The 23,653-nt window shown below is 67.1% G+C and carries 22 protein-coding genes; 9 read left to right on the top strand and 13 right to left on the bottom strand.

Features of this window, described 5'->3' with window-relative positions; translation table 11 throughout:
* Positions 1-53: 53 nt before the first annotated feature.
* The 4 genes from BLQ70_RS10720 to argH form a co-directional block, all read right to left on the bottom strand.
* Positions 54-2,771: a TIGR02302 family protein gene (locus tag BLQ70_RS10720; RefSeq protein ID WP_091856947.1), complete on the bottom strand. Its 2,718-nt coding sequence runs from the start codon at positions 2,769-2,771 to the stop codon at positions 54-56.
* A gap of 135 nt (positions 2,772-2,906) precedes the next feature.
* Positions 2,907-4,196: a diaminopimelate decarboxylase gene (lysA, locus tag BLQ70_RS10715; protein WP_091856946.1), complete on the bottom strand. Its 1,290-nt coding sequence runs from the start codon at positions 4,194-4,196 to the stop codon at positions 2,907-2,909.
* A gap of 140 nt (positions 4,197-4,336) precedes the next feature.
* Positions 4,337-4,600 carry an LPS translocon maturation chaperone LptM gene (gene lptM / locus BLQ70_RS10710; protein WP_061970061.1) on the bottom strand — a complete coding sequence of 88 codons (264 nt, stop codon included), beginning with the start codon at positions 4,598-4,600 and terminating at the stop codon, positions 4,337-4,339.
* Positions 4,601-4,681: 81 nt separating this feature from the next.
* Entirely contained in the window at positions 4,682-6,067 is a 1,386-nt protein-coding gene (gene argH / locus BLQ70_RS10705) for an argininosuccinate lyase (protein WP_091856945.1), read from the bottom strand.
* 30 nt (positions 6,068-6,097) lie between these two features.
* On the opposite strand from argH, the gene tlpA reads away from it, so the two are divergent.
* From tlpA to BLQ70_RS10685, 4 genes are all read left to right on the top strand, one after another.
* Positions 6,098-6,727, top strand: a complete 630-nt coding sequence (tlpA, locus tag BLQ70_RS10700; RefSeq protein ID WP_061970064.1) for a thiol:disulfide interchange protein TlpA — start codon at positions 6,098-6,100, stop codon at positions 6,725-6,727.
* Between the two features lie 43 nt (positions 6,728-6,770).
* A complete protein-coding gene (locus BLQ70_RS10695) occupies positions 6,771-8,501 on the top strand; it encodes a carbamoyltransferase family protein (RefSeq protein ID WP_091856944.1) in 1,731 nt (576 codons plus the stop codon).
* 105 nt (positions 8,502-8,606) lie between these two features.
* Positions 8,607-8,855, top strand: coding sequence for a DUF1272 domain-containing protein (locus tag BLQ70_RS10690; RefSeq protein WP_061970067.1), 249 nt, complete (start codon positions 8,607-8,609; stop codon positions 8,853-8,855).
* Positions 8,856-8,907: 52 nt separating this feature from the next.
* Positions 8,908-9,549, top strand: coding sequence for a glutathione S-transferase family protein (locus BLQ70_RS10685; protein ID WP_091856943.1), 642 nt, complete (start codon positions 8,908-8,910; stop codon positions 9,547-9,549).
* A 78-nt stretch (positions 9,550-9,627) separates the two neighbouring features.
* Here the strand turns inward: BLQ70_RS10685 and grxD are convergent, their stop codons facing one another.
* The 6 genes from grxD to galU form a co-directional block, all read right to left on the bottom strand.
* A complete protein-coding gene (gene grxD / locus BLQ70_RS10680) occupies positions 9,628-9,963 on the bottom strand; it encodes a Grx4 family monothiol glutaredoxin (RefSeq protein WP_091856942.1) in 336 nt (111 codons plus the stop codon).
* Positions 9,964-10,010: 47 nt separating this feature from the next.
* Positions 10,011-10,247 (bottom strand): BolA family protein, encoded by a 237-nt coding sequence (locus BLQ70_RS10675; protein WP_061970071.1) that lies wholly within the window; start codon positions 10,245-10,247, stop codon positions 10,011-10,013.
* Between the two features lie 12 nt (positions 10,248-10,259).
* Complete coding sequence (purL, locus tag BLQ70_RS10670) at positions 10,260-12,470, bottom strand: phosphoribosylformylglycinamidine synthase subunit PurL (protein ID WP_091856941.1); 2,211 nt, start codon at positions 12,468-12,470, stop codon at positions 10,260-10,262.
* A gap of 96 nt (positions 12,471-12,566) precedes the next feature.
* A complete protein-coding gene (locus BLQ70_RS10665; RefSeq protein ID WP_091856940.1) occupies positions 12,567-13,004 on the bottom strand; it encodes an acyl-CoA thioesterase in 438 nt (145 codons plus the stop codon).
* Positions 13,001-13,888 carry a class I SAM-dependent methyltransferase gene (locus tag BLQ70_RS10660; protein ID WP_091856939.1) on the bottom strand — a complete coding sequence of 296 codons (888 nt, stop codon included), beginning with the start codon at positions 13,886-13,888 and terminating at the stop codon, positions 13,001-13,003. Before BLQ70_RS10660 ends, BLQ70_RS10665 begins: the two co-directional genes overlap by 4 nt.
* A gap of 101 nt (positions 13,889-13,989) precedes the next feature.
* Positions 13,990-14,868, bottom strand: a complete 879-nt coding sequence (gene galU / locus BLQ70_RS10655; protein WP_061970079.1) for a UTP--glucose-1-phosphate uridylyltransferase GalU — start codon at positions 14,866-14,868, stop codon at positions 13,990-13,992.
* A gap of 169 nt (positions 14,869-15,037) precedes the next feature.
* Here galU and galE point away from each other — a divergent pair, with 169 nt between their 5' ends.
* On the top strand, positions 15,038-16,030 hold the full coding sequence (galE, locus tag BLQ70_RS10650) for a UDP-glucose 4-epimerase GalE (RefSeq protein WP_061970081.1): 993 nt from the start codon (positions 15,038-15,040) through the stop codon (positions 16,028-16,030).
* Between the two features lie 132 nt (positions 16,031-16,162).
* Here galE and rnk read toward each other — a convergent pair whose 3' ends face one another.
* Positions 16,163-16,573 (bottom strand): nucleoside diphosphate kinase regulator, encoded by a 411-nt coding sequence (gene rnk, locus BLQ70_RS10645; protein WP_061970083.1) that lies wholly within the window; start codon positions 16,571-16,573, stop codon positions 16,163-16,165.
* A gap of 340 nt (positions 16,574-16,913) precedes the next feature.
* Here rnk and BLQ70_RS10640 point away from each other — a divergent pair, with 340 nt between their 5' ends.
* From BLQ70_RS10640 to BLQ70_RS10630, 3 genes are read left to right on the top strand one after another with little or no spacing between them, the layout of a single operon-like run.
* A complete protein-coding gene (locus BLQ70_RS10640; RefSeq protein ID WP_091856938.1) occupies positions 16,914-18,146 on the top strand; it encodes a lytic murein transglycosylase in 1,233 nt (410 codons plus the stop codon).
* A 53-nt stretch (positions 18,147-18,199) separates the two neighbouring features.
* A complete protein-coding gene (locus BLQ70_RS10635) occupies positions 18,200-19,402 on the top strand; it encodes an SGNH/GDSL hydrolase family protein (protein ID WP_091856937.1) in 1,203 nt (400 codons plus the stop codon).
* A gap of 10 nt (positions 19,403-19,412) precedes the next feature.
* Positions 19,413-19,946 (top strand): DUF3859 domain-containing protein, encoded by a 534-nt coding sequence (locus BLQ70_RS10630; RefSeq protein ID WP_091856936.1) that lies wholly within the window; start codon positions 19,413-19,415, stop codon positions 19,944-19,946.
* Positions 19,947-19,950: 4 nt separating this feature from the next.
* Here the strand turns inward: BLQ70_RS10630 and BLQ70_RS10625 are convergent, their stop codons facing one another.
* Entirely contained in the window at positions 19,951-21,465 is a 1,515-nt protein-coding gene (locus BLQ70_RS10625) for an ABC-F family ATP-binding cassette domain-containing protein (RefSeq protein WP_091856935.1), read from the bottom strand.
* A gap of 356 nt (positions 21,466-21,821) precedes the next feature.
* Here BLQ70_RS10625 and BLQ70_RS10620 point away from each other — a divergent pair, with 356 nt between their 5' ends.
* Positions 21,822-22,130 carry a DUF6958 family protein gene (locus BLQ70_RS10620; protein WP_091856934.1) on the top strand — a complete coding sequence of 103 codons (309 nt, stop codon included), beginning with the start codon at positions 21,822-21,824 and terminating at the stop codon, positions 22,128-22,130.
* A gap of 31 nt (positions 22,131-22,161) precedes the next feature.
* On the opposite strand, the gene BLQ70_RS10615 is transcribed toward BLQ70_RS10620, so the two are convergent.
* Positions 22,162-23,586 carry a glutamate synthase subunit beta gene (locus BLQ70_RS10615; protein WP_091856933.1) on the bottom strand — a complete coding sequence of 475 codons (1,425 nt, stop codon included), beginning with the start codon at positions 23,584-23,586 and terminating at the stop codon, positions 22,162-22,164.
* Positions 23,587-23,653: the final 67 nt, after the last annotated feature.

Raw genomic sequence — 23,653 nt, 5'->3', positions numbered from 1 at the left:
GTTCAAGACGTGGATGCTCGCCACGAGGGCGAGCATGACGGCCTTGCGCTCGCTCAGTTCCGCCTGAGCAACCGCTCCAAATAGTCCAGCTCTTCCGTTGGCCTCAAAGGATCGCCGAGCCGCTTGCGCAGCTCTTCCAGAATACGCCGTGCCCGCTGGGTCGCGCTCTCGTCGGCGCCGGGCACCTTGACCCGGCCATCGGCCCAGTCGCGCTGGCGCTGCGGCCGGCCGAGCGGATCCTCGCTGCCGCGCTGCTGCGCCGAAGGCCGGCCCTGCTGCCGTCCGTCCGGCTCGCCATAGGCCTGCCCCTCGCCTTCGCCCTCGCCGGGCTGGCCCTGCATCTGCTGGGCGAGATTCTGGCCACCCTTGCGCAGGGCTTCGAGCGCGCGGCCCTGCGCGTCGAGAGCGCCTTCGCCCTGGCCCTGGCCGAGCTGGCCTTCGGCCTCGCGCATCGCGTCCTCGGCCTCGTCGAGCTCGCCATTCTGCGGCGCGCCCATGCCGCGCATCCGGCGCTGGAGGTCCTGCAGGCGCTCGCGCAGGGCTTGCTGGCGCTGCGACAGGCCCTGCCCCTGACCGTTCTGGCCCTGCATGCCCTCGCCGCCTTCGCCGTCCTCACCCTGCTCGCCGGGCTGCTGCCCCGGCTGCTGGCCGCGCTGGCCCTGTTGACCGCGCTGCCCCTGCTGGCCCTGCTGGCGCTGGCCCGGACGCGCCTGCTGCTGGCCGGGGCGCTGGCCGCGCTGGGTCTGGCCCTGTCCCTGCTGGCGGCGCTGCTCGTTCTGATAGGTCTCGTCGCGCAGGTTCTGCTGATCGCGCGTCATCCGGTCGAGATCGCCGAGCGCCTGGTTCATCTCCCGCTGGCGCGGGTCCTGCTGGCCCGGGCGCGCCATCTGGAGATTGTTGAGCATCCGGTTGAGCTCTTCCATTAGGCGCTGCGCCTCGGCCATGTCGCCGCGCTTCGAGAGTTCCTCGATGCGGTCGAGCATGTTCTGCAGGTCGCGCGGCGTCACCGTGCGGAAATTCTCGGGCAGGCGGGCCTGGTCGCGGTCGCCGTTCTGCTGTTGCTGGCGCATCATCTGCTCGGCGAGCTGGCGCATGAAATTATCCATGGCCCGGCGCATCTCGTCGGTGAGCTTCTTGATCTCCTCCTCGGAGGCACCGCGTTCCAATGCCTGCTGCAGGTTCTCCTGTGCCTGCCGCAGCGCCCGCTCGGCATCTGACATGTCGCCGTCCTCGAGCTGGAGCGCCATCGCCCACATCAGCTCCGAGACCTCGCGCAATTCGTCGTCGCTGCCGGACCGGCGCAGGCGCTCGGTCAGCATGCGCATGCCGAGATAGATTCCGGGCTCCTTCATGAAGAGGCCGGGTTCGATCATCAGCGCGTCCATGGCGAGCTGCACCTTGGAGCGATCCTCGACATCCATGACGAGCTTGCGGCGCTGCTCGACCAGCGCCTTGGCGAGCGGCTTGGTAAAGGTGCGCTGCGGCAGCACGACCTCGAGCGGCTCGCTGCGGCCTTCCTGCCCGGCCTCATCCTTGGCGATCAGCACCATCCTGACCTTGGCGCCGGCCCAGGGATGGGCGGAGAAATCGACCGTGCTCTTGTTCTCCTCCTCGCCCGAGGCGGAGGACGGCACGGCGAGGTTCTGCTTCGGCGGCTCGACCAGCGAGCGCCCGCCCTTCGCCACGTCCGGACGCGAGACATTCACCTCGATCGAGGCGATGCCGTAATCGTCTTTGGCCTTGTAGGTGATGCCCAATCCCCCGGACTGCGCGCCGGTGATGGGCTTCGGCGGATCGGTGAAGGCGATGGTCGGTGGCTGGTCCGGGACCGAGGTGATATTGAGCACCGTGCCGGGCGCGCCGCTGCCGGTGAGCTTCAGCGTGCCGTTGCCGGCGAGCGTGAAGCGCTTCTCCAGGACCGCCTGCTGCGGCCCGATCGGCTGGGCGGGCTTGGCCTGAGCATCCTTGGCTTCGCCCTCCTTGGCCTCCGGCTTGATCAGGTCGAGCCGGCCGGTGGTGGCGACGTCCATATTGGTCTTGCCGGCGATGCGCACGACGATGACCGATTTCTCCGGCGCGCTCAGATTCGGACTCGCCAGCTTGGCGAAGTCGATCAGGATCGGCGGCAGGCGCGTATAGGCGGGCGGATCGATCCAGGCGTCGATCCGGATCGAGGCAGCGATCGCGGAGGGGCCCTTCCAGTCGAAAGCGGCGGAAAGGCGCTGCGTGAGTTCGGGCCCGGCGACGAAGAAGCCGGTGATGGCGGCGAGCAGCGGCACGGCGCGCAGCGCCCGCCTGTCGTGGCCTGCCATGCGCGGCTGCGGCGGCTGGACGCGCAAGGCGGCGACCTGCCGGCTCTGGCGCTCGACATGCAGTTTCCACAGGGCCTGCGAGACTGGATCGGCCGAGCCGATCGCCAAGCTGTCCTCCAGCGACGAGGCCGGGCGATGGCCATCGACGAAGGACCGGTCGAGCCGGGTCAATGCATCGCGATGCGTCGGCAGGACAAGGCGGGCGACATGCCAGAGGCTGGCGGCGAAAGTCCCTGCGAAGGCGAGAACGCCGACGATCCGGCCATACCAGGGCAGATGCGTCCACAGGCCGAACCAGGAGACCGCGAGGAAAGCGAGCACGACGCCGAGCGGCAGCCAAAGTCGCGGCCATAGCCGCTCCCAGCCGAGCGAGACGCGCGAGGCCAGCGCGAGACGGGAGAGCCGCTGGCGGATGCCGTCGATCGTGTCGGGCGCCTTGCGGCGCTCTGCCTCGCTCATGCCATCGCTCCGGGCAGCCCCCATTCCTGTCTGAACTCGCCTGACCAAATCAGGCTAGCATGGGAATGTGGCATTGCCAGTGCGAAGACCCGCCAACGCACAGCGCTCCGCCTTTCGTGAACGGAGCGGAACCGATCAGGCAAACCAGCCGGGCAGCTTGTCCGTGCCGATGAGCTCCTCATAGCTCTGGCGCGGACGCGTGACGGCGTACTGGTCGCCCTTGACCATCACCTCGGCGACCAGCAGGCGCTGGTTATAGGTCGAGGACATCGAGGCGCCATAGGCGCCGGCAGTCATGAAGGCGATCAGGTCGTTCTGCCGGAGCTTCGGCAGGTTGCGCCCGGTGGTGAAGGTATCGCCCGATTCGCAGATCGGCCCGACCACGTCATAGGCGACCTCGGGGCCGCCGATCTCGGGCTCCGTCACCGGCCAGATCTCGTGATAGGCCTCGTACATCGCCGGCCGGACGAGATCGTTCATCGCCGCATCGACGACCAGGAACTGCTTGGTCGGGCGCGGATTGAGATGCAGCACCCGCGTCAGCAGCACGCCGGCATTGCCGACGATCAGGCGGCCGGGCTCGAAGCCGAGCTCGACATCGAGCCCCTTGGTCACCTTGGCGACCATCGCGGCATAGGCCTCGATCAGTCCCGGTCCGTAATCGAACGTCCTCGGGATGTCGTAGGGAATGCCGAGCCCGCCGCCGAGATCGAGCCGGTCGACCCGGTGGCCCTCGCCCTTCAGGTCGCCGACCAGCGCAACCATCTTGGAATAGGCCGCCTCGAAGGCGTCGATCTCGCCGATCTGGCTGCCGATATGGACGGCAAGGCCCATGATCCGGACGCCTTCCATGTTGGCCGCGCGCGCATAGAGCCGGCCGACCTCTTCGAAGGAGACGCCGAACTTGTTCTCGGACGAACCGGTCGTGATCTTGGCATGGCCGCCGGCGCCGATATCCGGGTTGACCCGGAACACCGCTTCCTGCCGCTTACCAAGCGAGGCCGCCACCTTCGAGAGCAGGTCGAGCTCGCTCTCGCTCTCGATATTGACCTGATAGAGCCCGGCCTCGACCGCGAAGCGCAGTTCCTGCTCGCTCTTGCCGACGCCGGAAAACACGATCTTCTCGGGCGGGATGCCGGCGGCGAGCGCCTTGCGCACCTCGCCTTCGGAAACCGTGTCGATGCCGGCGCCGAGCGCGCCCAGCGTCTTCAGCACGCCAAGATTGCCGTTCGCCTTCATGGCGTAGAAGACGTGGGTCTTGCCGGCCGGCGCGGTCGTCTTCATCGCCGCCTCGAACAGCTTGTAGTGCCGCTCGATCGTCGCGCTCGAATAGACATAGACCGGCGTGCCGACCTCGGCCGCGATCCGCTGGAGATCGACGCCCTCGGCATGGAGCGAGCCGTCGCGATAGGCGAAATGATGCATGGGATGAGCTCGCAGTCAGGCTAGGCGGTCGGCGTTCCCGGGCGAAGCGATGCGCAGAGCCCAAAGAACCTTTTTCAGGAGATGCCCGGGTCAAGCCCGAGCATGACGCGTGATGTGGGATATCCCGACGGCGTCGGCCGTCACATCAGCGGATCGAGAACGAAAGGCTTGTTCGGGATGACGATCGCCTTGTTGGTCTTGGCCGGCTTCGCCAGCACGGAGGCCGAGCCCAGGGAGGCGGGATCGTTCTCCTTGGCGCCGATCTGGTCGTCCGGCAGGTCGATGGCGCCGGTCGCATTGGGCGGCGCCTCCAGCGGCCCCTTGCGCCCGCAGGCGCCGAGCGCAACGGCCAGGAGACCGACGACCAGCAAGGTGCGGCCGAGTTTCAGGCGGGAATCAAGCACGAAAACGAACCCTCGGGGCGAAACGTGGCGGGACCTTAGCGGAGGATGCGGCGGAGCGCGAGACTCTCCGCCGCTTCGACCTCAGCCTTTCGCGAGCTGCTTCAGCCAGCGCCTGGCCTGCTTGCGGACATTGGCCGGGGCCGTGCCGCCGTAGCTGACGCGGCTCTTCACCGACTGGTCGACGCCGAGCACGGCGAAGACGGCCTCGGTGATGGCAGGCTCCACGCCTTGCATCTCCGCGAGCGAGAGCTTCTCCAGCCCGACCTTCTTCTCCGAAGCGATACCGACGAGGCGACCAGTGACGTGATGCGCGTCGCGGAACGGCATCTTGAGGACCCGCACCAGCCAGTCAGCGAGATCGGTCGCCGTCGCATAGCCGAGGCCGGCCGCCTTCTTCATCACCTTGAGGTCGGGCTGCATGTCGCGGACCATGCCGGCGGTGGCGGCGAGGCACAGCGACAGCGTCTGCAGCGCGTCGAAGGTGCCTTCCTTGTCCTCCTGCATGTCCTTCGAATAGGTCAGCGGCAGGCCCTTCATCATGGTCAGCAAGCCCTGGAGCGCGCCGAAGACGCGGCCCGCCTTGCCGCGCACCAGCTCGGCCGCGTCGGGATTGCGCTTCTGCGGCATGATCGACGAACCGGTCGAGAAAGCGTCGGAGAGCCGGACGAAACCGAATTGCGGCGTCGACCACAGCACGATCTCCTCGGCGAAGCGCGAGAGATGCATCGCGCAGATCGAGGCGGCCGAAAGCGTCTCCAGCACGAAATCGCGATCCGAGACCGAATCGAGCGAGTTCGCCGTCGGCCGGTCGAAGCCGAGCGCCTTCGCCGTCATGTGCCGGTCGATCGGGAAGGAGGTGCCGGCGAGTGCGGCCGCACCGAGCGGGCATTCGTTGAGGCGGGCGCGGGCGTCGCGGATGCGGCTGCGGTCGCGGCCGAGCATCTCGACATAGGCGAGCAGATGATGGCCGAAAGTGACCGGCTGCGCCGACTGCAGATGGGTGAAGCCAGGCATCACCGCGCCGGCATAGGTGTCGGCCTTCTCGGCCAGCGCAAGCTGGAGGTCGGCCATCTGGCCATCGATCTCGTCGAGCGTGTCGCGCACCCAGAGCCGCATGTCGGTCGCGACCTGGTCGTTGCGCGAGCGAGCCGTGTGCAGGCGGCCGGCAGCAAGGCCGATCTTGTCCTTGAGGTTCGACTCGATGTTCATGTGGACGTCTTCGAGCGCCCGCGAGAACGTGAAGGCGCCACTCTCGATCTCGCCCTCGACCTTTTTCAGGCCGGCGGTGATCGTCGCGACATCCTCCTTGGTCAGGATGCCGGTCTCGGCCAGCATGGCCGCATGCGCCAGCGAACCGCGGATATCCTGGCGCCAGAGTTTCTTGTCGAAATCGATGGAGGCATTGATCTCCTCCATGATGACGCCTGGACCTGTGGCGAAACGCCCACCCCACATGCGATTGCTCACGACGGTCTTTCCTGCTTTTGAGGACGCATAATGACGTCTGGAAAAAAGATCGGACTGGCCCTCGGGGTCGTCGCGGCGCTCGGCCTCGCTGGCGTAGCCGCCTTCTACTCCGTCCGGGGCGATGCCGGCAACGGATCATGCAGCGCCGCAAGCGCGGCGGCCGAGCGCATGAAGCCGCTGGTCAAGGGCGAGGTCGCGGCGGTCGAGCTGCGTGCGCGCCCGCAGCCGGCGCCTGCACTCGCCTTCACCGGGCCGGATGGGCAGCCGATGACGCTGGCAGCGTTCAAAGGCAAGACGCTGCTGGTCAATCTCTGGGCGACCTGGTGCGCGCCCTGCCTGAAGGAAATGCCGGCGCTCGACGCGCTCCAGAAGGAGATGGGCGGGCCGGATTTCGCGGTGGTCGCGATCAATATCGACACCCGCAATCTCGACAAGCCGAAGGCCTGGCTCGCCGACAACAAGGTCACCACCCTGCCCTTCTACGGCGATCCGCAGGCCGCAACCTTCCAGGCGCTGCGCGCCGCGCACAAGGTCGAGGGCATGCCGGTCAGCATCATCGTCGACAAGGCGGGCTGCGAGCTCGGCATCATCCAGGGCCCGGCCGATTGGGCGAGCGCCGATTCGAAGGCGCTGATGAAAGCCGCCATCGGCAAGCCCTGAGCGATTTGGCTTCCCGGGTCCGGGAGGTTATTGGCTTTCGGCCATGAGCTACACGATCGGCCTGGCCACCACCTTCCACGATCCCGCCATTGCGATCATCGGCCCCGATGGCGAGGTGCTCTTCGCCGAGGCGACCGAGCGCTACCTGCAATACAAGCGCGCGCCGAACTGCGAGCCCGATTCGGCGCCGCGCATGGAAGGCCTGCTGAAGCGCTACATCCCTGAAGATGCCGAGGTCCGCATCGCCACGAGCTGGGGCGAGGATTTCACCGGCTTCCTCGACCAGATGGCCCGCGCCGGCTCCTTCACGCTCGACGCCCTGCTCAAGCTCTCGCCCGAACTCAACCGCTCTCTGGTGCCGGAGCGCACCGAGCGCGCGCTGATCGCCTCGCTTCATGCGGCGCAGCAGCGCGCCGGCATGGGCGTCCTGCTCGGGCTCGACCGCGCCTATGGCAAGGCCAATGTCACCGGCCTCACGCGCTACGGCCATCATCTCAGCCACGCGGCCTATGCCTGCTGGTCCTCGCCCTTCGACAACGCCGCCTGCCTCGTCGTCGACGGCATGGGCGAGACCGGGGCGTCTGCCATCTTCGCCCTGGAGCATGGCAAACTCCGCGAGGTGAAGCGCCATCGTGGCCGGGAATCGATCGGCTTCTATTTCGGGCTCGTCACCGATCTCGCCGGCTTCGATCAGGCCAAGGGCGAGGAATGGAAGATCATGGGGCTCGCGCCCTACGGCAAGACCGACCCGGAGCTGATGGCGCTATTGCGCAAGCTCTACAGCATCGAGGGCCATAAGCTCTCCTTCGCCAAGGCGGATGTGGTGCAGGCGGTCGCCGCCGAGATCCTGGCCAAGCGTCCGGCGGACGCCCTCGACCAGGGCTGGGCCGATCTCGCCCGCTGCGGGCAGGACGTCTTCGCCGAGATGATGGAAGCCCTGCTGGCTGAGGCCGCGGCGCTGGTCCCGAGCGAAAACCTCGTCATGGCCGGCGGCTGCGCACTGAATTCCTCCTTCAACGGCAAGATCGCCGGCCGCCACGGCTTCAAGACCGTCTTCGTGCCCTCGGCCCCTGCGGATGACGGCAACGCGATCGGCGCAGCCTGGCTGGCGCACGCGGAGGCCAATCCGGACTGGCGCGCGCCGAAGGGACCCCTTTCCCCCTATCTCGGTTCGACCGTCTCGACCGAGCCCTTCGAGCGCATGCAGCTTTGGGAGAAGCGCCTGCGCAAGCTCGCTCCCGACGAGATCGCTCCGGTCACCGCCAAGCTCCTGACCGAAGGCAAGCTGATCGGTTGGGTGCAGGGCCGCGCCGAGTTCGGGCCGCGCGCGCTCGGCAACCGCTCGATCATCGCCGATCCGCGCCCTGCCGACGCCAAGGACATCCTCAACGCCAAGGTGAAGTACCGCGAGGCCTTCCGGCCCTTCGCGCCTTCGATCCTGGCCGAGCACGCCGCCGACTGGTTCGAGAACTATCAGGACGCGCCCTATATGGAGCGCACGCTCACCTGGAAGGAAGCGGTGCGCGACCGCGTCCCGGCCGTGGTCCATGAGGACGCGACCGGCCGACTCCAGAGCGTCACGGCGGAACGTAACCCGCGCTATCACGCGCTGATCTCGGCCTTCCATGAGCTGACGGGCGTGCCGGTGATCCTCAACACCTCCTTCAACATCATGGGCAAGCCGATCCTGCACACGGCGGAGGACGCGATCCTGATGTTCTATACGAGCGGGCTCGACGCGCTGGTGATCGACGACTGGCTGCTGGTGAAGTAATGGGCGACCGATCGATCCGCCCCGTTGATCGGTCGGATCACGCGAAATCGCTGGCCTCAGTCCGGTTTGCGGTCATTCTTCCGCCCATCGGAAGGAGACGACGCCATGCTGCAATTGCGCCCGAACTGCGAATGCTGCGACCGCGACCTGCCGCCGCAATCGCGCGACGCCCTGATCTGCACCTTCGAATGCACCTTCTGCGCCGATTGCGTCGAGACCCGCTTTGCGGGCACCTGCCCGAACTGTGGCGGCGACCTCGTGCGCCGGCCGATCAGGCCGGAGCGGATGCTGGAGAAATACCCGGCCTCGACCGAACGCGTCCGCAAGCCGCACCCGCAATGCGCGGCGGCTTGAATCTGCCCCGAACGCATCCAGCGGGATCAATCGAGCAGGCAGGGAACACGCGATGACGCTCATGCCTGTCGTCTATGGTGCGCCCTACAGCGTCTATGTCCGCGCGGTCCGGTTGGCACTGGAGGAAAAGGGCGTAGCCTACCGGCTCGACCCGATCGACGTCTTCGCCGAAAGCGGGCCGCCGGCTTCCCTGCTGGAGCGGCAACCATTCGGCCGCATCCCCGCCTTCGAGCACGATGGCTTCCGGCTCTACGAGGCCGGCGCCATCGAACGCTATGTCGATGAGGCGTTCCCCGGGCCTGCCTTGCAGCCTTCCGCGCCGCGCGAGCGCGCCCGCGTCAATCAGCTGACGAGCATCCTCGACTCTTACGCCTATCGCACGCTGGTCTGGGACATCTATGTGGAGCGCGTCTCCGCCCCCAAGCAGGGACGCGCGCCGGACGAGGCGCGAATTCAGGCCGCCCTGCCCAAGGCACAGCTATGCCTGCGCGCGATCAGCGACCTGATGGATGGCAGCCCTTATCTCGCCGGCGAGGCGCTGACGCTGGCTGATCTTCATGCCGCGCCGATCTTCGCCTATTTCACGCTGGCGTCTGAGGCCGAGGCGCTGCTTGCCGAGCGGCCCGCCATCAAAGCCTGGTGGGCGAGCATGGTGCGGCGGCCCGCTATGCAGGCCACCGCCTTTCCCGCCTAGGCGGTTTCATCACAGAGATCACCAAAGCCACCTGTTGCCTGCTTGCGACGCGGGCAGACGGATCGTGGCGGCGAGCCTTTAGCTCGCCTGCTTCACCGCGATGCCCTTCTCTTCGAAGAGCGCCTGCAATTCACCGGCCTGGAACATCTCGCGGGTGATGTCGCAGCCGCCGACGAACTCGCCCTTGACGTAGAGCTGCGGAATCGTCGGCCAGTTCGAGAAGGCCTTGATGCCCTCGCGGATTTCCTGGTCCTCGAGCACGTTCACGCCCTTATAGGGCACGCCGATATAGCCGAGGATCTGCGCGACCTGGCCGGAGAAGCCGCACATCGGGAATTGCGGCGTGCCCTTCATGAAGAGCACCACGTCGTTGTTCTTCACTTCCGCTTCGATGCGGGCATTGACGTCGGACATCGTCTCGTCTCCTGAAGCGGGTTCAAGGCCCGCCGGATGGTCTTGTTCTAATCTTGGGGAACGCTGGTCGTCAGCGCAAGGGCGTGCAGCACGCCGCCCATATTCCCCTGGAGCGCGGCATAGACCATCTGGTGCTGCTGCACCCGGGTCTTGCCCTTGAAGGCGGCCGAGACGACGGTCGCGGCATAATGGTCGCCGTCGCCCGCCAGGTCCTTGATCTCGATCGCCGCATCCGGCAGCGCCGCCTTGATCATGCGCTCGATCTCGTGCGCGTCCATCGCCATGGGTCGAACTCCTCAGGCCGCCTTGCCGGCCATATAGGACGGCAGCCAGTCTTCATGGATCTTGCGGAGATCGGCGATCGCCAGAGCGGGCTCGCCCGGCAGGGCAAGCGCCGCGCCGCCCGTCTTGCCGATGGCGAGCGCCGGCACGCCGGCAGCCTTCGCCGCCGCGATCACCGCATCGGCCTCGGCAGCCGGAACCGTCAGGACATAGCGCGCCTGATCTTCGCCGAAGAGCGCGGCATGGGCGGGGCCGGCCGGCAGCGTCTCGATCACCGCGCCGATGCCCTTGGCCATCGCCATCTCGGCGAGCGCAACCGCAAGCCCGCCATCCGACAGGTCATGGCAGGTCGAAACCTTGCCGCCCGCGATCAGCCCGCGCACGAAATCGCCGTTGCGGCGCTCGATTGCGAGATCGACCGGCGGCGGAGCGCCCTCCTCGCGGCCGCAAATTGTCGCGAGATAGGCGCTCTGACCGAGCCAGCCGGCCGTCTCGCCGATCAGCAGAATCGCCTCGCCCTCGGCCTTGAAGGCGACCGTCGCATGCTTGGTCACATCGGCCATGACGCCGACGGCGCCGATGGTCGGGGTCGGCAGGATCGAGACGCCGTTGGTCTCGTTGTAGAGCGAGACGTTGCCGGAGACGACCGGGAAGTCGAGCGCCTTGCAGGCTTCGCCGATGCCACGGACGCAGCCGACGAGCTGGCCCATGACCTCCGGCTTCTCGGGATTGCCGAAGTTCAGGTTGTCGGTCACCGCGAGAGGCGTAGCACCCGTCGCGGTCAGGTTACGCCAGGCTTCCGCCACCGCCTGCTTGCCGCCCTCGAACGGATCCGCCTCGCAATAGCGCGGGGTGACGTCGGCGGTCATGGCAAGGCCTCGCGGCCCGTCCTCGATGCGGATCACGCCGGCATCGCCGCCCGGCGTCACCGCCGAGTTGCCGAGGATCAGCGTGTCGTACTGCTCCCAGATCCAGCGCTTGGACGAGAGGTCCGGCGAGCCGATCAGCGTCTTCAACGCCTCGGCATTGCCGCAAGGCGCGGCGACGCTCTCAGCCGCGATGCGCTGCTGCGGCACGGTCTCGATCCAGGGCCGGTCGTATTCCGGAGCCTCGTCGCCGAGCTCCTTGATCGGCAGGTCGGCCATGACCTCGCCCTGGTGCTTCACAACGAAGCGGAGCGTGTCGGTGGTGTGGCCGATGACGGCGAAGTCGAGGCCCCATTTCCTGAAGATCGCTTCGGCGGCGTCCTCATGGCCGGGCTTGATCACCATGAGCATGCGCTCCTGGCTCTCCGACAGCATCATCTCATAGGCGCTCATGCCCTCCTCGCGGCAGGGCACCTTGTCGAGATCGAGCTCGACGCCAAGATCGCCCTTGGCACCCATCTCGACGGCCGAGCAGGTCAGGCCGGCAGCGCCCATGTCCTGAATCGCGTCGACATGGCCGGCGGCCATGATCTCGAGGCAGGCTTCGAGCAGGAGCTTCTCGGCGAAGGGGTCGCCGACCTGCACGGTCGGGCGCTTCTCCTCCGACTTGTCGTCGAATTCGGCCGAGGCCATGGTCGCGCCGTGGATGCCGTCGCGGCCGGTCTTCGAACCGAGATAGACGATCGCCTTACCGACGCCGGAGGCCTTGGCGTAGAAGATCTCGTCGGCCTGGGCGATGCCGACCGCCATGGCGTTGACGAGGATGTTGCCGTCATAGCGCGAGTGGAAGCCGGTCGCGCCGCCGACATTCGGCACGCCGAAGGAATTGCCGTAGCCGCCGATGCCGGCGACGACGCCGGAGACGAGATGGCGGGTCTTCGGATGATCCGGCGAGCCGAAGCGCAAAGCGTCGAGCACGGCGATCGGGCGCGCGCCCATCGTGAAGACGTCGCGCAGGATGCCGCCGACGCCGGTCGTCGCGCCCTGATAGGGCTCGATGAAGGACGGGTGGTTGTGGCTCTCCATCTTGAAGACGATGGCGGTGCCCTCGCCGATATCGATGACGCCGGCATTCTCGCCCGGGCCCTGGATCACCCAGGGCGCCTTGGTCGGCAGCGTCTTCAGATGGATTTTCGAGGATTTGTAGGAGCAGTGCTCGTTCCACATCGCCGAGACGATGCCGAGCTCCGTGATCGTCGGCTCGCGGCCGATCAGATGCAGGAAGCGCTGGTACTCGTCCGGCTTCAGGCCGTGCTCGGCAACGAGCTGCGGGGTGATCTTGATGTCGTTCGGAATCACGGGCTCAGGGTTCCTGGCGGTCCGGCGATAGGGGTTGGCAGGGGCATAGCCTGCCTCGGCGCGCGAGACAACGGATTCCCGGCTGCGTCGATGTTTTCAGCTCTGGATGGCGGTAAGGGCTGCTCTGAGCGGGGCCGGGATCGGCACCGGCTTCTGGTCGGCGCGCGCGACATAGACATGGGTGAAGCGCCCCTGCGCAGCCGCCTGATCGCCGCCCTGCCGGAAGATGCCGATGCGATAGGTGACGGAGCTGTTGCCGAGCCGCTCGACCGCGATCCCGGCCTCCACCGTCTCCGGAAAGGCGACGCTCTCGAAATAGGTGCAGCCGGTCTCGACCACGAGCCCGACGATCTCGCTGCCAGCAAGGTCGAGAAAGCCGTTCTCGATCAGCCAGGCATTCACCGCCGTATCGAACCAGCCGTAATAGACGACATTGTTGACGTGTCCGAAGGCGTCATTGTCGTGCCAGCGCGTGGGAATGGCGCGGAAGACGCGGAAATCGGCGCGGGTCAGGCGGGGCTGTCGCTCGCTCATCCCTCGCCTCCCGGCTTCTCGCCCGCCTTGATCTCGGGCACGCCAAGCGCATCGGCCAGCCGCGCCTTGGCCGAGCCGGGCTTCAATGGCTTCTGCTGGCTCTCATGCGGAGCCCAGCCGGAAACCCAGACGAATTCGAAGGTCGCGGGCAAACGCCCGTCCGGATCGGCGAAGCGCTCGGCATAGAGCGCAGCCGCGCGCAGCAAGGTCTCGCGCCTGAACGGCGTCTTGCGCCGGGCGACGAGCGCATTGGCCCAGCCCATGGCGCGCAGATCGCGGAACAGCCCGAAGGCGTCGCGATAGCGCACCGTCACGATCTCGCTGTCGACGACCGGCAATGCGAAACCGGCCCGCTGCAACAGGCTTCCGAGGTCACGCAGATCGGCGAAGGGGGCGACGCGCGGGCTGACCCCGCCCATCGTCTCGCTCTCGGCTTCGAGCAGCGCCTGCCTGAGTTCCTGCAAGCTCCGCCCGCCGAGCAGGCAGCCCATGAACAAGCCATCGGGCCGCAGCGCCCGCTTGATCTGGATGAGCGCGCCCGGCAGGTCGTTGACCCCATGCAGCGCTAGCAGCGAGACGGCGAGGTCGAGCGAACCGGCGGCGAAGGGCAGGCGTTCGAGATCGCCGACGAGATCGGCCGGCGCGCCTTCCGCCTCAGCCATGCGCAGAAGCCGCCCGACCCGGCCGGCAAGCGCCGGCGCAACCACAGGCAGGGCCGTACCGAGATCGGCCGCGACCGCGAATTCCCGCAGCACCGCGCCGAGCCGATCCCCCAGATCATCAGCCGCGCGCTCCAGCAGGAAATCCGGATAGTCGCCGGCAAGCGCGCGCCTCAGCCGCTTGCGGCCAAGTGCCCGGTCGAAGACGAGACTCTGGTCACTCAACTTTGCACCGTCAGCAAGACACAAGCCCTCGTCCTTGGAGACGCCATTCCTATTCGGATTGACGCCTCAGGACGAGGGCTGAGTTGAACGAGTCCTGTAGCTCAGCGGTCGAGCAGCTTGGCGATCTCTTCGCGCAGTTGCGGACCGAGATCGCCGCGATCGAGCGCATAGGCGACATTCGCCGCGAGGAAGCCGATCTTCGAGCCGGCATCGTAGATCTCGCCGTCGAAGCGCACCGCGTAGAACGGCTCCTGGCGCGACAGCGCGACCATCGAATCGGTCAGCTGGATCTCGCCGCCGGCGCCCTTCTCCTGGTTGGCGAGCAGGTTGAAGATCGTCGGCTGCAGGATGTAGCGCCCGGAGACATGCAGGTTGGACGGCGCCGTTCCCTTCGGCGGCTTCTCGACCATGCCGGTGATCTTCGAGACCTTGGCCTTGGCGTCCTGGACGGCGACGATGCCGTATTGATGAGTCTGATCCTCAGGCACGGGCGCGACGGCGATGTGGTTGCCGCCATGCTGGTCATAGGCCTCGATCATCTCGGCGAGGCAGCCCTTGCCCTGGCTGTAATGCAGCATGTCCGGCAGCAGCAGCGCGAAAGGCTCGTCGCCGACGATCTCGCGCGCGCACCAGACGGCGTGGCCGAGGCCGAGCGGAGCCTGCTGGCGGGTGAAGCTGGTCGCACCCGCAGCCGGCAGATCGTGCTTCAGCGCCTCCAGCTCCTTCGTCTTGTTGCGCTTGGCCAGCGTGTCGTCGAGCTCGTAGGCCAGATCGAAATGATCCTCGATCACTGCCTTGTTGCGGCCGGTGACGAAGATGAAATGCTCGATGCCGGCGGCGCGCGCCTCGTCCACGACATGTTGCACGACCGGGCGGTCGACGATGGTCAGCATCTCCTTCGGGATCGCCTTGGTGGCGGGCAGGAAGCGGGTGCCGAGACCAGCGACAGGAAGAACGGCCTTGCGGATGCGTTTCGTCATGCAAAATCCATTGGGCGCGATAGCCTTGCCGAAGCCAGGCAATGATGGGAACGGCCGTACAACTGTCATGGTTGCGGGCCATCAGGCGGTATTAGCCAACAGGCCTTGAGAAGCCGTCAACGGTTTTTCGATAAAGGCGGTTCCTGACGAAGATGAGGCGAGAAACACGATGGCGGTATTGGTTTCCGGCGGCGCCGGCTACATCGGCAGCCATATGGTCCTGGAATTGCTGGATCGCGGCGAGAAGGTCGTGGTGCTCGACAATCTCTCCACCGGCTTCTGGTGGGCGGTGCCGCCCGAGGCGATCTTCGTCCAGGGCGATATCGGCAACCAGGAGCTGGTCGAGGGCCTGATCGGCGAATATGAGATCACGGAGATTGCGCATTTCGCCGCCAGGATCGTCGTCCCCGAATCTGTCACCGATCCACTGGGCTATTATTTCAACAATACGGTGAAGACCCGCGGACTGATCGAAAGCGCCGCGCGCAAGGGCGTAAAACACGTCATCTTCTCCTCCACCGCCGCCGTCTATGGCGAGCCGCCGGTCTCGCCGGTGCCGGAAGAGATCGCGCTCAACCCGATCAACCCCTATGGCCGCTCCAAGCTGATGAGCGAGTGGATGCTGCAGGACGCCGCCAAGGCGCATGGTTTCAGCTATGTCGCGCTGCGCTACTTCAATGTCGCTGGCGCCGACCCGAAGGGCCGCTCCGGCCAATCCTCGCCGAACGCCACCCATCTCATCAAGGTCGCGAGCCAGGCGGCGCTCGGCCAGCGCGACGGCCTGACCGTCTTCGGCACCGACTATGCGACGCCGGACGGCACTTGCGTGCGCGACTATATCCACGTCACCGATCTCGCCCGCGCCCATCTCGCCGCGCTCGACCATCTGCGCGGCGGCGGGGCGAGCCTGACATTGAACTGCGGCTATGGCCGTGGCTATTCGGTCAAGGAGGTCGTCGAGGTCGTGAAGAAGGTCTCCGGGGTCGATTTTCCCGTGACGCTGGCGGAGCGCCGGCCGGGCGATCCGGCTTCGCTGATCGCCCGCGCCGACCGCATCCGCGCCGAGCTCGGCTGGCAGCCCGCGCATGACGACCTCGAGGAGATCGTCGGCCAGGCGCTCGCCTGGGAGGAGAAGCTCAGGACGAAGAACGCCACGGCGTGAGAAGCCGGAACATCCACACCTGTCATTGCGAGCGCAGCGAAGCAATCCGGAGGCGGCAGAGCTCTACGTCTACCTGGATTGCTTCGTCGCTTTGCTCCTCGCAATGACGATGTGCTTTACCCACGCCTGATTTCAGGACGCAGCCTCTTCCTCCACCGGCTCGCGCACTTCGAGCACGGTCAGGCGCTTGACGTCGCCGGAGCGCGTCGTCCAGTCGATCGAGCGCTCGGCCGCCATGCCGATCAGCGCGACGCCGATCGGCGTCATCACCGAGACGCGGTTCTTCTCGATATCGGCATGCTCAGGCCAGACCAGCGTGATGGTGCTTTCCCGCTTGGTGGTTTCGTCGCGATAGACGATCTGGCTGCCGATCCGGGCATGGTCGTGCGAGACCCGCCCCTCCGGCAGGATTCGGGCGCGGTCGAGCTCATGGGTCAGCTCGGCGGCGAGATCGGGCATGGTGTTGGCCGCGCCGGCCGCGATGCGGCTCAGCATGGCATGGTCCGCGGTCGTAACGGTGATGGCGGGACGCTTGGTAGACATCAGGACAGGTCTTTCATCGAAAAGGCGAGCGCCCGCCGGCGGTTGAAATCCGCGCGGCATCAAAAAGGTCGAACTCGCAGGAAAAAGCGGCAGAGCAGGCGCACCCCGAACCGGAGGCGCCAAGCGCGACAGGCCCGGGGCTAGAAGCCCGCGATAAGGTTGCCCGAGCGGTGGAGACCGCGGCGGAAGGGGGACGCGCTATTCATCCCCGCAGAATCTGACAATCGCCGGAGCTTGTCAAATCACGAATGCCGCAGCGATCGCCGCATGAATTAACCCTTGGTTAATCTTGTTCGGGCGCTGTGAAGATGTTTCCATCCAGCATTCGCCGGGAGTGTCCATGCGCCTGTCCGTCATCGCAGCCTCAGTCCTGATCAGCCTGGCACCGGCGCTGGCCCAGACCACCGGCTCGATCAACGTCTCCGGCGCCCATGCCCGCAATGCGCAGGCGACCCCGGCCAGCGCCCCCTTCGACGTCTTCGTGCAACGACTCTGGCCGCAGGCTCAGGCGCGCGGTATCTCGCGTGCGACCTTCGACCTCGCCTTCCGCGGTGTGACGCCGGATGCTTCCATCGTCGCGCTGACCAGGAAGCAGTCGGAGTTCAGCGCCCCGATCTGGAGCTATCTGGAGAATGCCGTCGGCGGCGCCCGCATCGGGCGCGGGCGCGAGGCCGCGGCCGAGAACGCGAGCGTCCTCTCCCAGGTCGAGGCGCGCTATGGCGTGCCCAAGGAAATCGTCCTTGGCGTCTGGGGCATGGAGACCAATTACGGCTCGTTCAAGGGCGGCAAGGACGTCATCCGCTCGCTCGCGACGCTCGCCTCGATCCGCTATCGCGGCGACTTCTTCCGCGATGAATTGCTGACCGCACTGGAGCTGATCCAGAAGGGCCATGTCGAGCGCAGCGAATTGAAGGGCTCCTGGGCCGGCGCCATGGGCCACACCCAGTTCATGCCGTCGAGCTACATGAAATACGCGGTCGACTGGACCGGCGACGGCCATGCCGACATCTGGACCTCGTCGAGCGACGCCATCGCCTCCACAGCCAACTACCTCAAGGGCTATGGCTGGGTGCCGGGCCTGCCCTGGGGCATGGAGGTGACGCTGCCTGATGGCTTCGACCACCGCCTGGACAAGGCGAGCTTCTCCGCCTTCGCCTCCGCCGGCGTGCGTCGCGCCGATGGCAATCGCCTGCCCTCCTCCGGCGAAGGCCGCCTGTTCTACCCGGCCGGCCATACCGGCCCGGTGATGCTGCTCACCGCCAATTTCGACGTCATCAAGAAATACAACTCCTCCGACGCCTATGCGATGGCCGTCGGCCATCTCGGCGACCGGATCGCCGGGCGCTCCGCCATCCGGGCGAACTGGCCGACCAAGGCGCCGCGCCTCGACATGGCCGCGACCCGCGATCTCCAGCACCGCCTGAAGGCGCTCGGCCTCTACAACCACGATGCCGACGGCCGCATCGGCACCGGCACTCGCGAGGCTGTCAGGCGCTATCAGATCAGCGCCGGCGAGATCGCCGACGGCTATCCGACGCCCGCCCTGCTGTCGAAGCTGCGCGGCAAGCGCTGACTTTCGGCCGCTCCCGGCCTATAGTCGCGCAGGGGGAACCACCGGATCGGCCTATGCGCCTGCGCTCGTTCGCCATGGTTCTGGCTGCTGCCTGCCTGCTCCTGCTGACGGGCGGGCCGGTCTCTCTCGCCCAGCAGCAGACGCAACAGCGCAGCCTGTTCCAGATGTTCTGGCAATTGCCCGCCCAGCCACGGACCGTGGCGCCGCAGCCGCGTCAGCGCGTCGCGCCCGTGGTCCGCCGCCGCGAGGCCCCCGTCATCGTCCGCGACGATCCGGTCATCCCCAAGGTCGATGTCAGCAGTCATATCGTCGTCATGGGCGATTCCCTCGCCAATCTCCTGGCGAACGGTCTGGACGACGCCCTCAACAACCGCCCGGATGTCGAGGTGATCCACAAGGCCAAGCCCGATTCCGGCCTGGTTCGCAGCGATTTCTACGACTGGCCGAAAGCCGTCTCCGATCTCCTCGCCAGCGAGCAGAAGATCAGCATCGGCGTCATCTTGCTCGGCCTCAACGACCGCCAGCCGATCCGCGAAGGCGAGACCGTCCACGAGCCCCTGAGCCCGCGCTGGCTCGAACTTTATCGCGACCGGATCGACGCCATCGCCAACGCCTTCGCCGGCAAGCGCGTGCCGCTGATCTGGGTCGGCGCACCGCCGATGCAGAACGGGCGGCTCTCGGCCGATCTCATCACCCTCAACGACCTCTACCGCCAGCGCGTCGAGAAGGCGGGCGGGCAATATGTCGATCTCTGGGGCGGCTTCGTCGATGCCGAGAACCGCTATGCCGCGACCGGCCCCGACGTCTCCGGACAGCTGGTGCGCCTGCGCCTCGGCGATGGCATCCACTTCACCGCTGCCGGCGCGCGCAAGGCCGCGCATTTCGTCGACCTCGTCATCCGTCGCATGATCGAGGCGGCCCCGCAGGGCAGCGTCATCGCCCTCCCCGTCTCGCCCGAGACCGGCGCACCGACGGCACTGGAACTCCAGCCCGGCGGCATCGAGCGCCTGATCGATCAGATGGTCGCGGGCGTGCCCATGATCGGCCTGCCCGCCGCACTACAGGCCAAACCGCTCGCCGGGCCGATCCAGCCCCTCACCGGGCAAGGCCCGATTACTGAGCAGCCGCTGCTCGCTTCGATCACCGAGGCACGCGGGCGCGGCGACGCCGCCCTGCAGCTCGAACGCGTCTTCGGCCAGGGCATCGCGCCGGATCCGCTCCCGGGCCGGCTCGACGACTACCGCTGGCCGCGCTGAAAGCGACCCGATGACGAACCGGCGCCCGATGGCCATGACGGCCGCAATCCTCCTGGCACTTGCCGCCACCCATGCCGCAGCCGAACCGCGCAGCGAGATCATCGATTATGGCATCACGGCCGGGCGCCGCATCCCGGGCACGCCGGGGCCGGGCGAGGCCGGGCTCGCACCGGCCAGCGAGATGAAGAACATCCGCTATCTCGATCGCACGGACCGGATCGAGGCACGGCTCTGCCGCAATTTCGGGCTGTCGCTGCGCCTGAGCGACGACATCCCCAGGGTTCTGCCGCGCCAGGTCTCGGTCAGGGTCGAGCATCCGCCCCTCGCCCGGCCCGATGGCAAGACCAGCACCGAGGACCGTTTTCCCAGCGCCGTGATCGACGGCGTGAGCCATGTCGGCTTCACCTTCGAGCACGAATGGGAGATGGCGGCCGGCGACTGGACCATCATCGTCGCGATCCGCGGCCGGGAGATCGCACGGAAGGCTTTCACGATCACTCTCCCGCCCCCCGGCGCGCCCAATTCCGATTGCGGTGTAGGGTAGCGCCTCACCCCGCCATCAGCCTGTCGAAGACCGGATCGGGATCATCGACCTCGACCAGCTTCCTGCCGTTGATCACCCAGATCCGCGTCGCCACGGCCCGCACGAAGGCGCGGTCATGGCTGACCAGCAGGCAGGCCGTTTCCTGCTTGATCAATTCGCTCTCCAGCATGTCCTGCCCCTCGATATCGAGATGGTTGGTCGGCTCGTCCAGCAGGTAGAAATTCGGCTCGATCAGACGGAGCAGCAGCATCGCGAGCCGTGCCCGCTGCCCGCCTGACAACCGGGCCGTCGGCGCGGTCTGCGCTTCGCTCGAAATGCCCGCTCCGGCGAGCACGGTGCGGGCCGTCTGATCGCCGAGGTCGCTGGAATTCTTCACCGCATCCCAGGGCGTGCGCCAGGCATCGAGCTGCGACAGGCCCTGGTCGGAATAGCCGGCCTTCAGGGTCGCCGTCCCGCGGATCTCCGGGTCGGAACCGTCGAGCGCCGCTTGCAGCCGCGCAACGAAGCGGGTCTTGCCGCTGCCATTGGCGCCGAGCAGCGCGATCCGGTCGCCCTTCTCGATCCAGAGCGGTCCGGTGCGGAACAGCAGGCGCCCGTCCGGTGTGGCGATCGGGGTTTCCTTGATCGAGACCAGCGCCTTGGCATGGGTGCCGCTGCTGGCGAGCCGGATCGCGCCGGCCGAGCGCTCCTTGTGCCCGGGCTTGGCCTGCTCCTCCAGCTTGTCGGCCCGCTCGGACAATTGCTTGGTTTTGACCACCAGCAGGTCCGATCCGGAATTGATGCCGATATTCTTCAGCTTCGCCGCCTGCTGGCGGAGCGCCCGAACCTTGCGCATCTCGTTTTCGAACTGCCGGCCGCGCGCCGCGTCGCGCTCCTCCAGCGCCTGCAAGGCGCGCGAATAGGGCAAGGCGAAATCGGCGCTCTCGGCCGGGCGCAGGAACAGGGTGCGCGTGCTGACATCGTCGAGGAAGGCGCGGTCATGGCTCGCCGCAACCACAGCGCAATCGCGCGGCAGAGCTGCGAGGAAGCGCTCCAGCAGGCCGATCCGTTCGAGATCGAGATGGTTGGTCGGCTCGTCCAGGAGCAGCAAATCTGGCTCGATCACCGCCGCCCGCGCCAGCAGCATCGTGCGTTGCCAGCCGCCGGAGAGGCTACCCACGGCGCGGCCGTGCAGGCTCTCCTCGACCATGAGATCGTCGAGCAGCACATCGACGCGCCAGCTTTCGGTCTCGGCCGCTTCGGCATCGAGAGCATCCAGCACCGCATCATAGAGGCTCATCGGCAGCAGGCGCTCGGGCGGGTCCTGCGGCGCGAAGGCGGTGACGAGGCCGCGCGAGCGGGTGAGCGTCCCGCCGCTCGCCTCCTCCGTGCCGGCCAGGATGCGCAGGAGCGAGGACTTGCCGCGCCCGTTGGCAGCGACGAGGCCGAGGCGGTCGCCCTTGGCGATGGCGAGGTCGAGGCCGGCGAACAGCGGCGCGCTGCGAGCCAGCGAGAGGTCTTTCAGGGTGATCAGGGACATCGGAATCTCATGAAGTCAGGCATGCGCGTCAGAGCGCGCCAACAAAGGCTGACGATGAGACGACGGTGCGTTCCCGGTCAGCCCCGCGAGGTGAAGCGCGGGGCGCAGACAGGTCCGCGGGTGCGGCAATGGAAGCGGCGGCGCGGCGCCTGCTTCCCCTTCTGGTTCGATTCCATGACGGCAATCATAGCGATGCAGCAGCCGAGGACCAGCGCCTCCCTGGCATAAGGGGCAAGAGCGCGGCGCGGAACGCACTCATGACACCAAGCGGCTCCGCCTGCGTTAGAGGGAGATCGACGAACCGGCTTCGGCTGGCGGAACCGGGAAACCCGGAAACAGAACGGCAAGGACGACCGATGGCTGACGACAAGATCGAGATCGAGAACGTCAACACGCCCGGCAAGACCGAGCGGGTCGACCGGGCCAAATATCTCGCGATGCGCGAGGCGCTGCTGCTGGTCCTGCCGCGAGCCGCACCGGGCCTGAAGGTCCCCGATGCGAAGGAAGCCTTGCTGCCGCACCTGCCCGAGGCGCTGTTTCCGCAGGGCAAAACGGCCGGATGGTGGCTGAAAGCCGTACAGCTCGACCTCGAAGCCAAGGGCACGATCCGGCGCGCACCCGGCTCGCCGGTCCGGCTTTACAAGGCCGATCCGGCGAAGGAGTGAACGCTCAGGGGTATAAGGGCTGGCGCCTGCCTCACACCGGCAGGATCGTGGCGCCCATCAGCTCCTTGTCGATGGCATGGGCCGCCTGGCGGCCCTCGCGGATCGCCCAGACCACCAGCGACTGGCCGCGGCGCATGTCGCCGGCGACGAAGACCTTGCCGACGCTGGTCTTGTAGTCGCGGTCATTGGCGACGACGTTGGCGCGCTTGTCCACCGCCGCGCCCGACTGCGCGATCATGCCCTCGATCACCGAGCCGGCGAAGCCGATCGCGAGGAAGCAGAGATCGGCCTGGAGGACGAATTCGCTGCCGGCGATGGGCTTCCGCTTCTCGTCGACGCGCGCGCATTTCACGCCGGTGAGCCGGCCGTTGCGGCCTTCGAGGCCGAGCGTCGCCGCCTGGAACTCGCGCTCGGCGCCCTCGGCTTGCGAGGACGAGGTGCGGAACTTCGTCGGCCAGTATGGCCAGACGGTGAGCTTGTCCTCGATCTCCGGCGCCATCGGCCGGATGTCGAGCTGCGTCACCGAGAGTGCACCCTGCCGGAAGGCGGTGCCGACGCAGTCCGAGGCCGTATCGCCGCCGCCGACCACGACGACATGCTTGCCGGCCGCGCTGATCGGTGCCTCGTTCGAGACATCCTCACCGCCGACACGCTTGTTCTGCTGGGTCAGGTACGGCATCGCGTAATGGACACCGGCGAGATTGGTGTCCGGCAGGCCGGGATCGCGCGGCGCTTCCGCCCCGCCTGTCATCAGCACCGCGTCATGCTCGGCCATCAGCGTGGCGAAGGGCAGGTTCACGCCGATATTGGCGTTGTAGTGGAAGGTCACGCCTTCCGCCTCCATCTGCTTCACCCGGCGGTCGATATGCTTCTTCTCCATCTTGAAGTCGGGGATGCCGTAGCGCAGCAGGCCGCCGGCCTTGGCTTCGCGCTCATAGAGATGGACATCGTGCCCGACGCGGGCGAGCTGCTGCGCCGCCGCCATGCCCGCCGGCCCCGAGCCGACGATGGCGATGCGCTTGCCGGTGCGCTTGGCCGGGATTTCCGGCGCGATCCAGCCCTCTTCCCAGCCCTTGTCGGCGATCGCCTGCTCGATCGTCTTGATCGTCACCGGCATGTTTTCGAGGTTGAGCGTGCAGGCTTCCTCGCAGGGCGCCGGGCAGATGCGGCCGGTGAATTCCGGGAAGTTGTTGGTGGAGTGGAGGTTGCGCAGCGCATCCTCCCAGCCGCCGGAATAGACCAGCTCGTTCCAATCCGGGATCTGGTTATGGACCGGGCAACCGGTCGGCCCGTGGCAGAACGGGATGCCGCAATCCATGCAGCGCGCCGCCTGCTTCTTGATATCGCGCTCCTCCAGCGGGAGCGTGAACTCGCGGAAGTGGCGAATGCGGTCGCCGGCGAGCTGATACTTCTGCTCCTGCCGGTCGAATTCGAGAAAGCCCGTGACCTTGCCCATGCCGTTTCTCTCGCCGTGTGCGCGGGTACGTCCCCGTGCGCGTGCCTTAACCTGATCGAGATGCCGG

Origin of the sequence: Allobosea robiniae (genome assembly GCF_900102525.1) — a bacterium.
Lineage (GTDB): Bacteria > Pseudomonadota > Alphaproteobacteria > Rhizobiales > Beijerinckiaceae > Allobosea > Allobosea robiniae.
Note: the sequence above shows the minus strand (reverse complement) of the source record. Positions and strands in the feature narration are given on the sequence as shown.

Coding starts and splice junctions, on each gene's coding strand:
- grxD (WP_091856942.1), bottom strand. CDS start 9,963: ATGTCCGACGTCAATGCCCGCATCGAAGCGGAAGTGAAGAACAACGAC.
- lysA (WP_091856946.1), bottom strand. CDS start 4,196: ATGCATCATTTCGCCTATCGCGACGGCTCGCTCCATGCCGAGGGCGTC.
- galU (WP_061970079.1), bottom strand. CDS start 14,868: ATGACGAAACGCATCCGCAAGGCCGTTCTTCCTGTCGCTGGTCTCGGC.
- BLQ70_RS10630 (WP_091856936.1), top strand. CDS start 19,413: ATGACGAACCGGCGCCCGATGGCCATGACGGCCGCAATCCTCCTGGCA.
- BLQ70_RS10625 (WP_091856935.1), bottom strand. CDS start 21,465: ATGTCCCTGATCACCCTGAAAGACCTCTCGCTGGCTCGCAGCGCGCCG.
- BLQ70_RS10695 (WP_091856944.1), top strand. CDS start 6,771: ATGAGCTACACGATCGGCCTGGCCACCACCTTCCACGATCCCGCCATT.
- BLQ70_RS10640 (WP_091856938.1), top strand. CDS start 16,914: ATGCGCCTGTCCGTCATCGCAGCCTCAGTCCTGATCAGCCTGGCACCG.
- BLQ70_RS10675 (WP_061970071.1), bottom strand. CDS start 10,247: ATGGCGATGGACGCGCACGAGATCGAGCGCATGATCAAGGCGGCGCTG.
- galE (WP_061970081.1), top strand. CDS start 15,038: ATGGCGGTATTGGTTTCCGGCGGCGCCGGCTACATCGGCAGCCATATG.
- BLQ70_RS10720 (WP_091856947.1), bottom strand. CDS start 2,771: ATGAGCGAGGCAGAGCGCCGCAAGGCGCCCGACACGATCGACGGCATC.
- BLQ70_RS10690 (WP_061970067.1), top strand. CDS start 8,607: ATGCTGCAATTGCGCCCGAACTGCGAATGCTGCGACCGCGACCTGCCG.
- BLQ70_RS10665 (WP_091856940.1), bottom strand. CDS start 13,004: ATGAGCGAGCGACAGCCCCGCCTGACCCGCGCCGATTTCCGCGTCTTC.
- BLQ70_RS10615 (WP_091856933.1), bottom strand. CDS start 23,586: ATGGGCAAGGTCACGGGCTTTCTCGAATTCGACCGGCAGGAGCAGAAG.
- rnk (WP_061970083.1), bottom strand. CDS start 16,573: ATGTCTACCAAGCGTCCCGCCATCACCGTTACGACCGCGGACCATGCC.
- BLQ70_RS10685 (WP_091856943.1), top strand. CDS start 8,908: ATGACGCTCATGCCTGTCGTCTATGGTGCGCCCTACAGCGTCTATGTC.
- tlpA (WP_061970064.1), top strand. CDS start 6,098: ATGACGTCTGGAAAAAAGATCGGACTGGCCCTCGGGGTCGTCGCGGCG.
- BLQ70_RS10635 (WP_091856937.1), top strand. CDS start 18,200: ATGCGCCTGCGCTCGTTCGCCATGGTTCTGGCTGCTGCCTGCCTGCTC.
- BLQ70_RS10620 (WP_091856934.1), top strand. CDS start 21,822: ATGGCTGACGACAAGATCGAGATCGAGAACGTCAACACGCCCGGCAAG.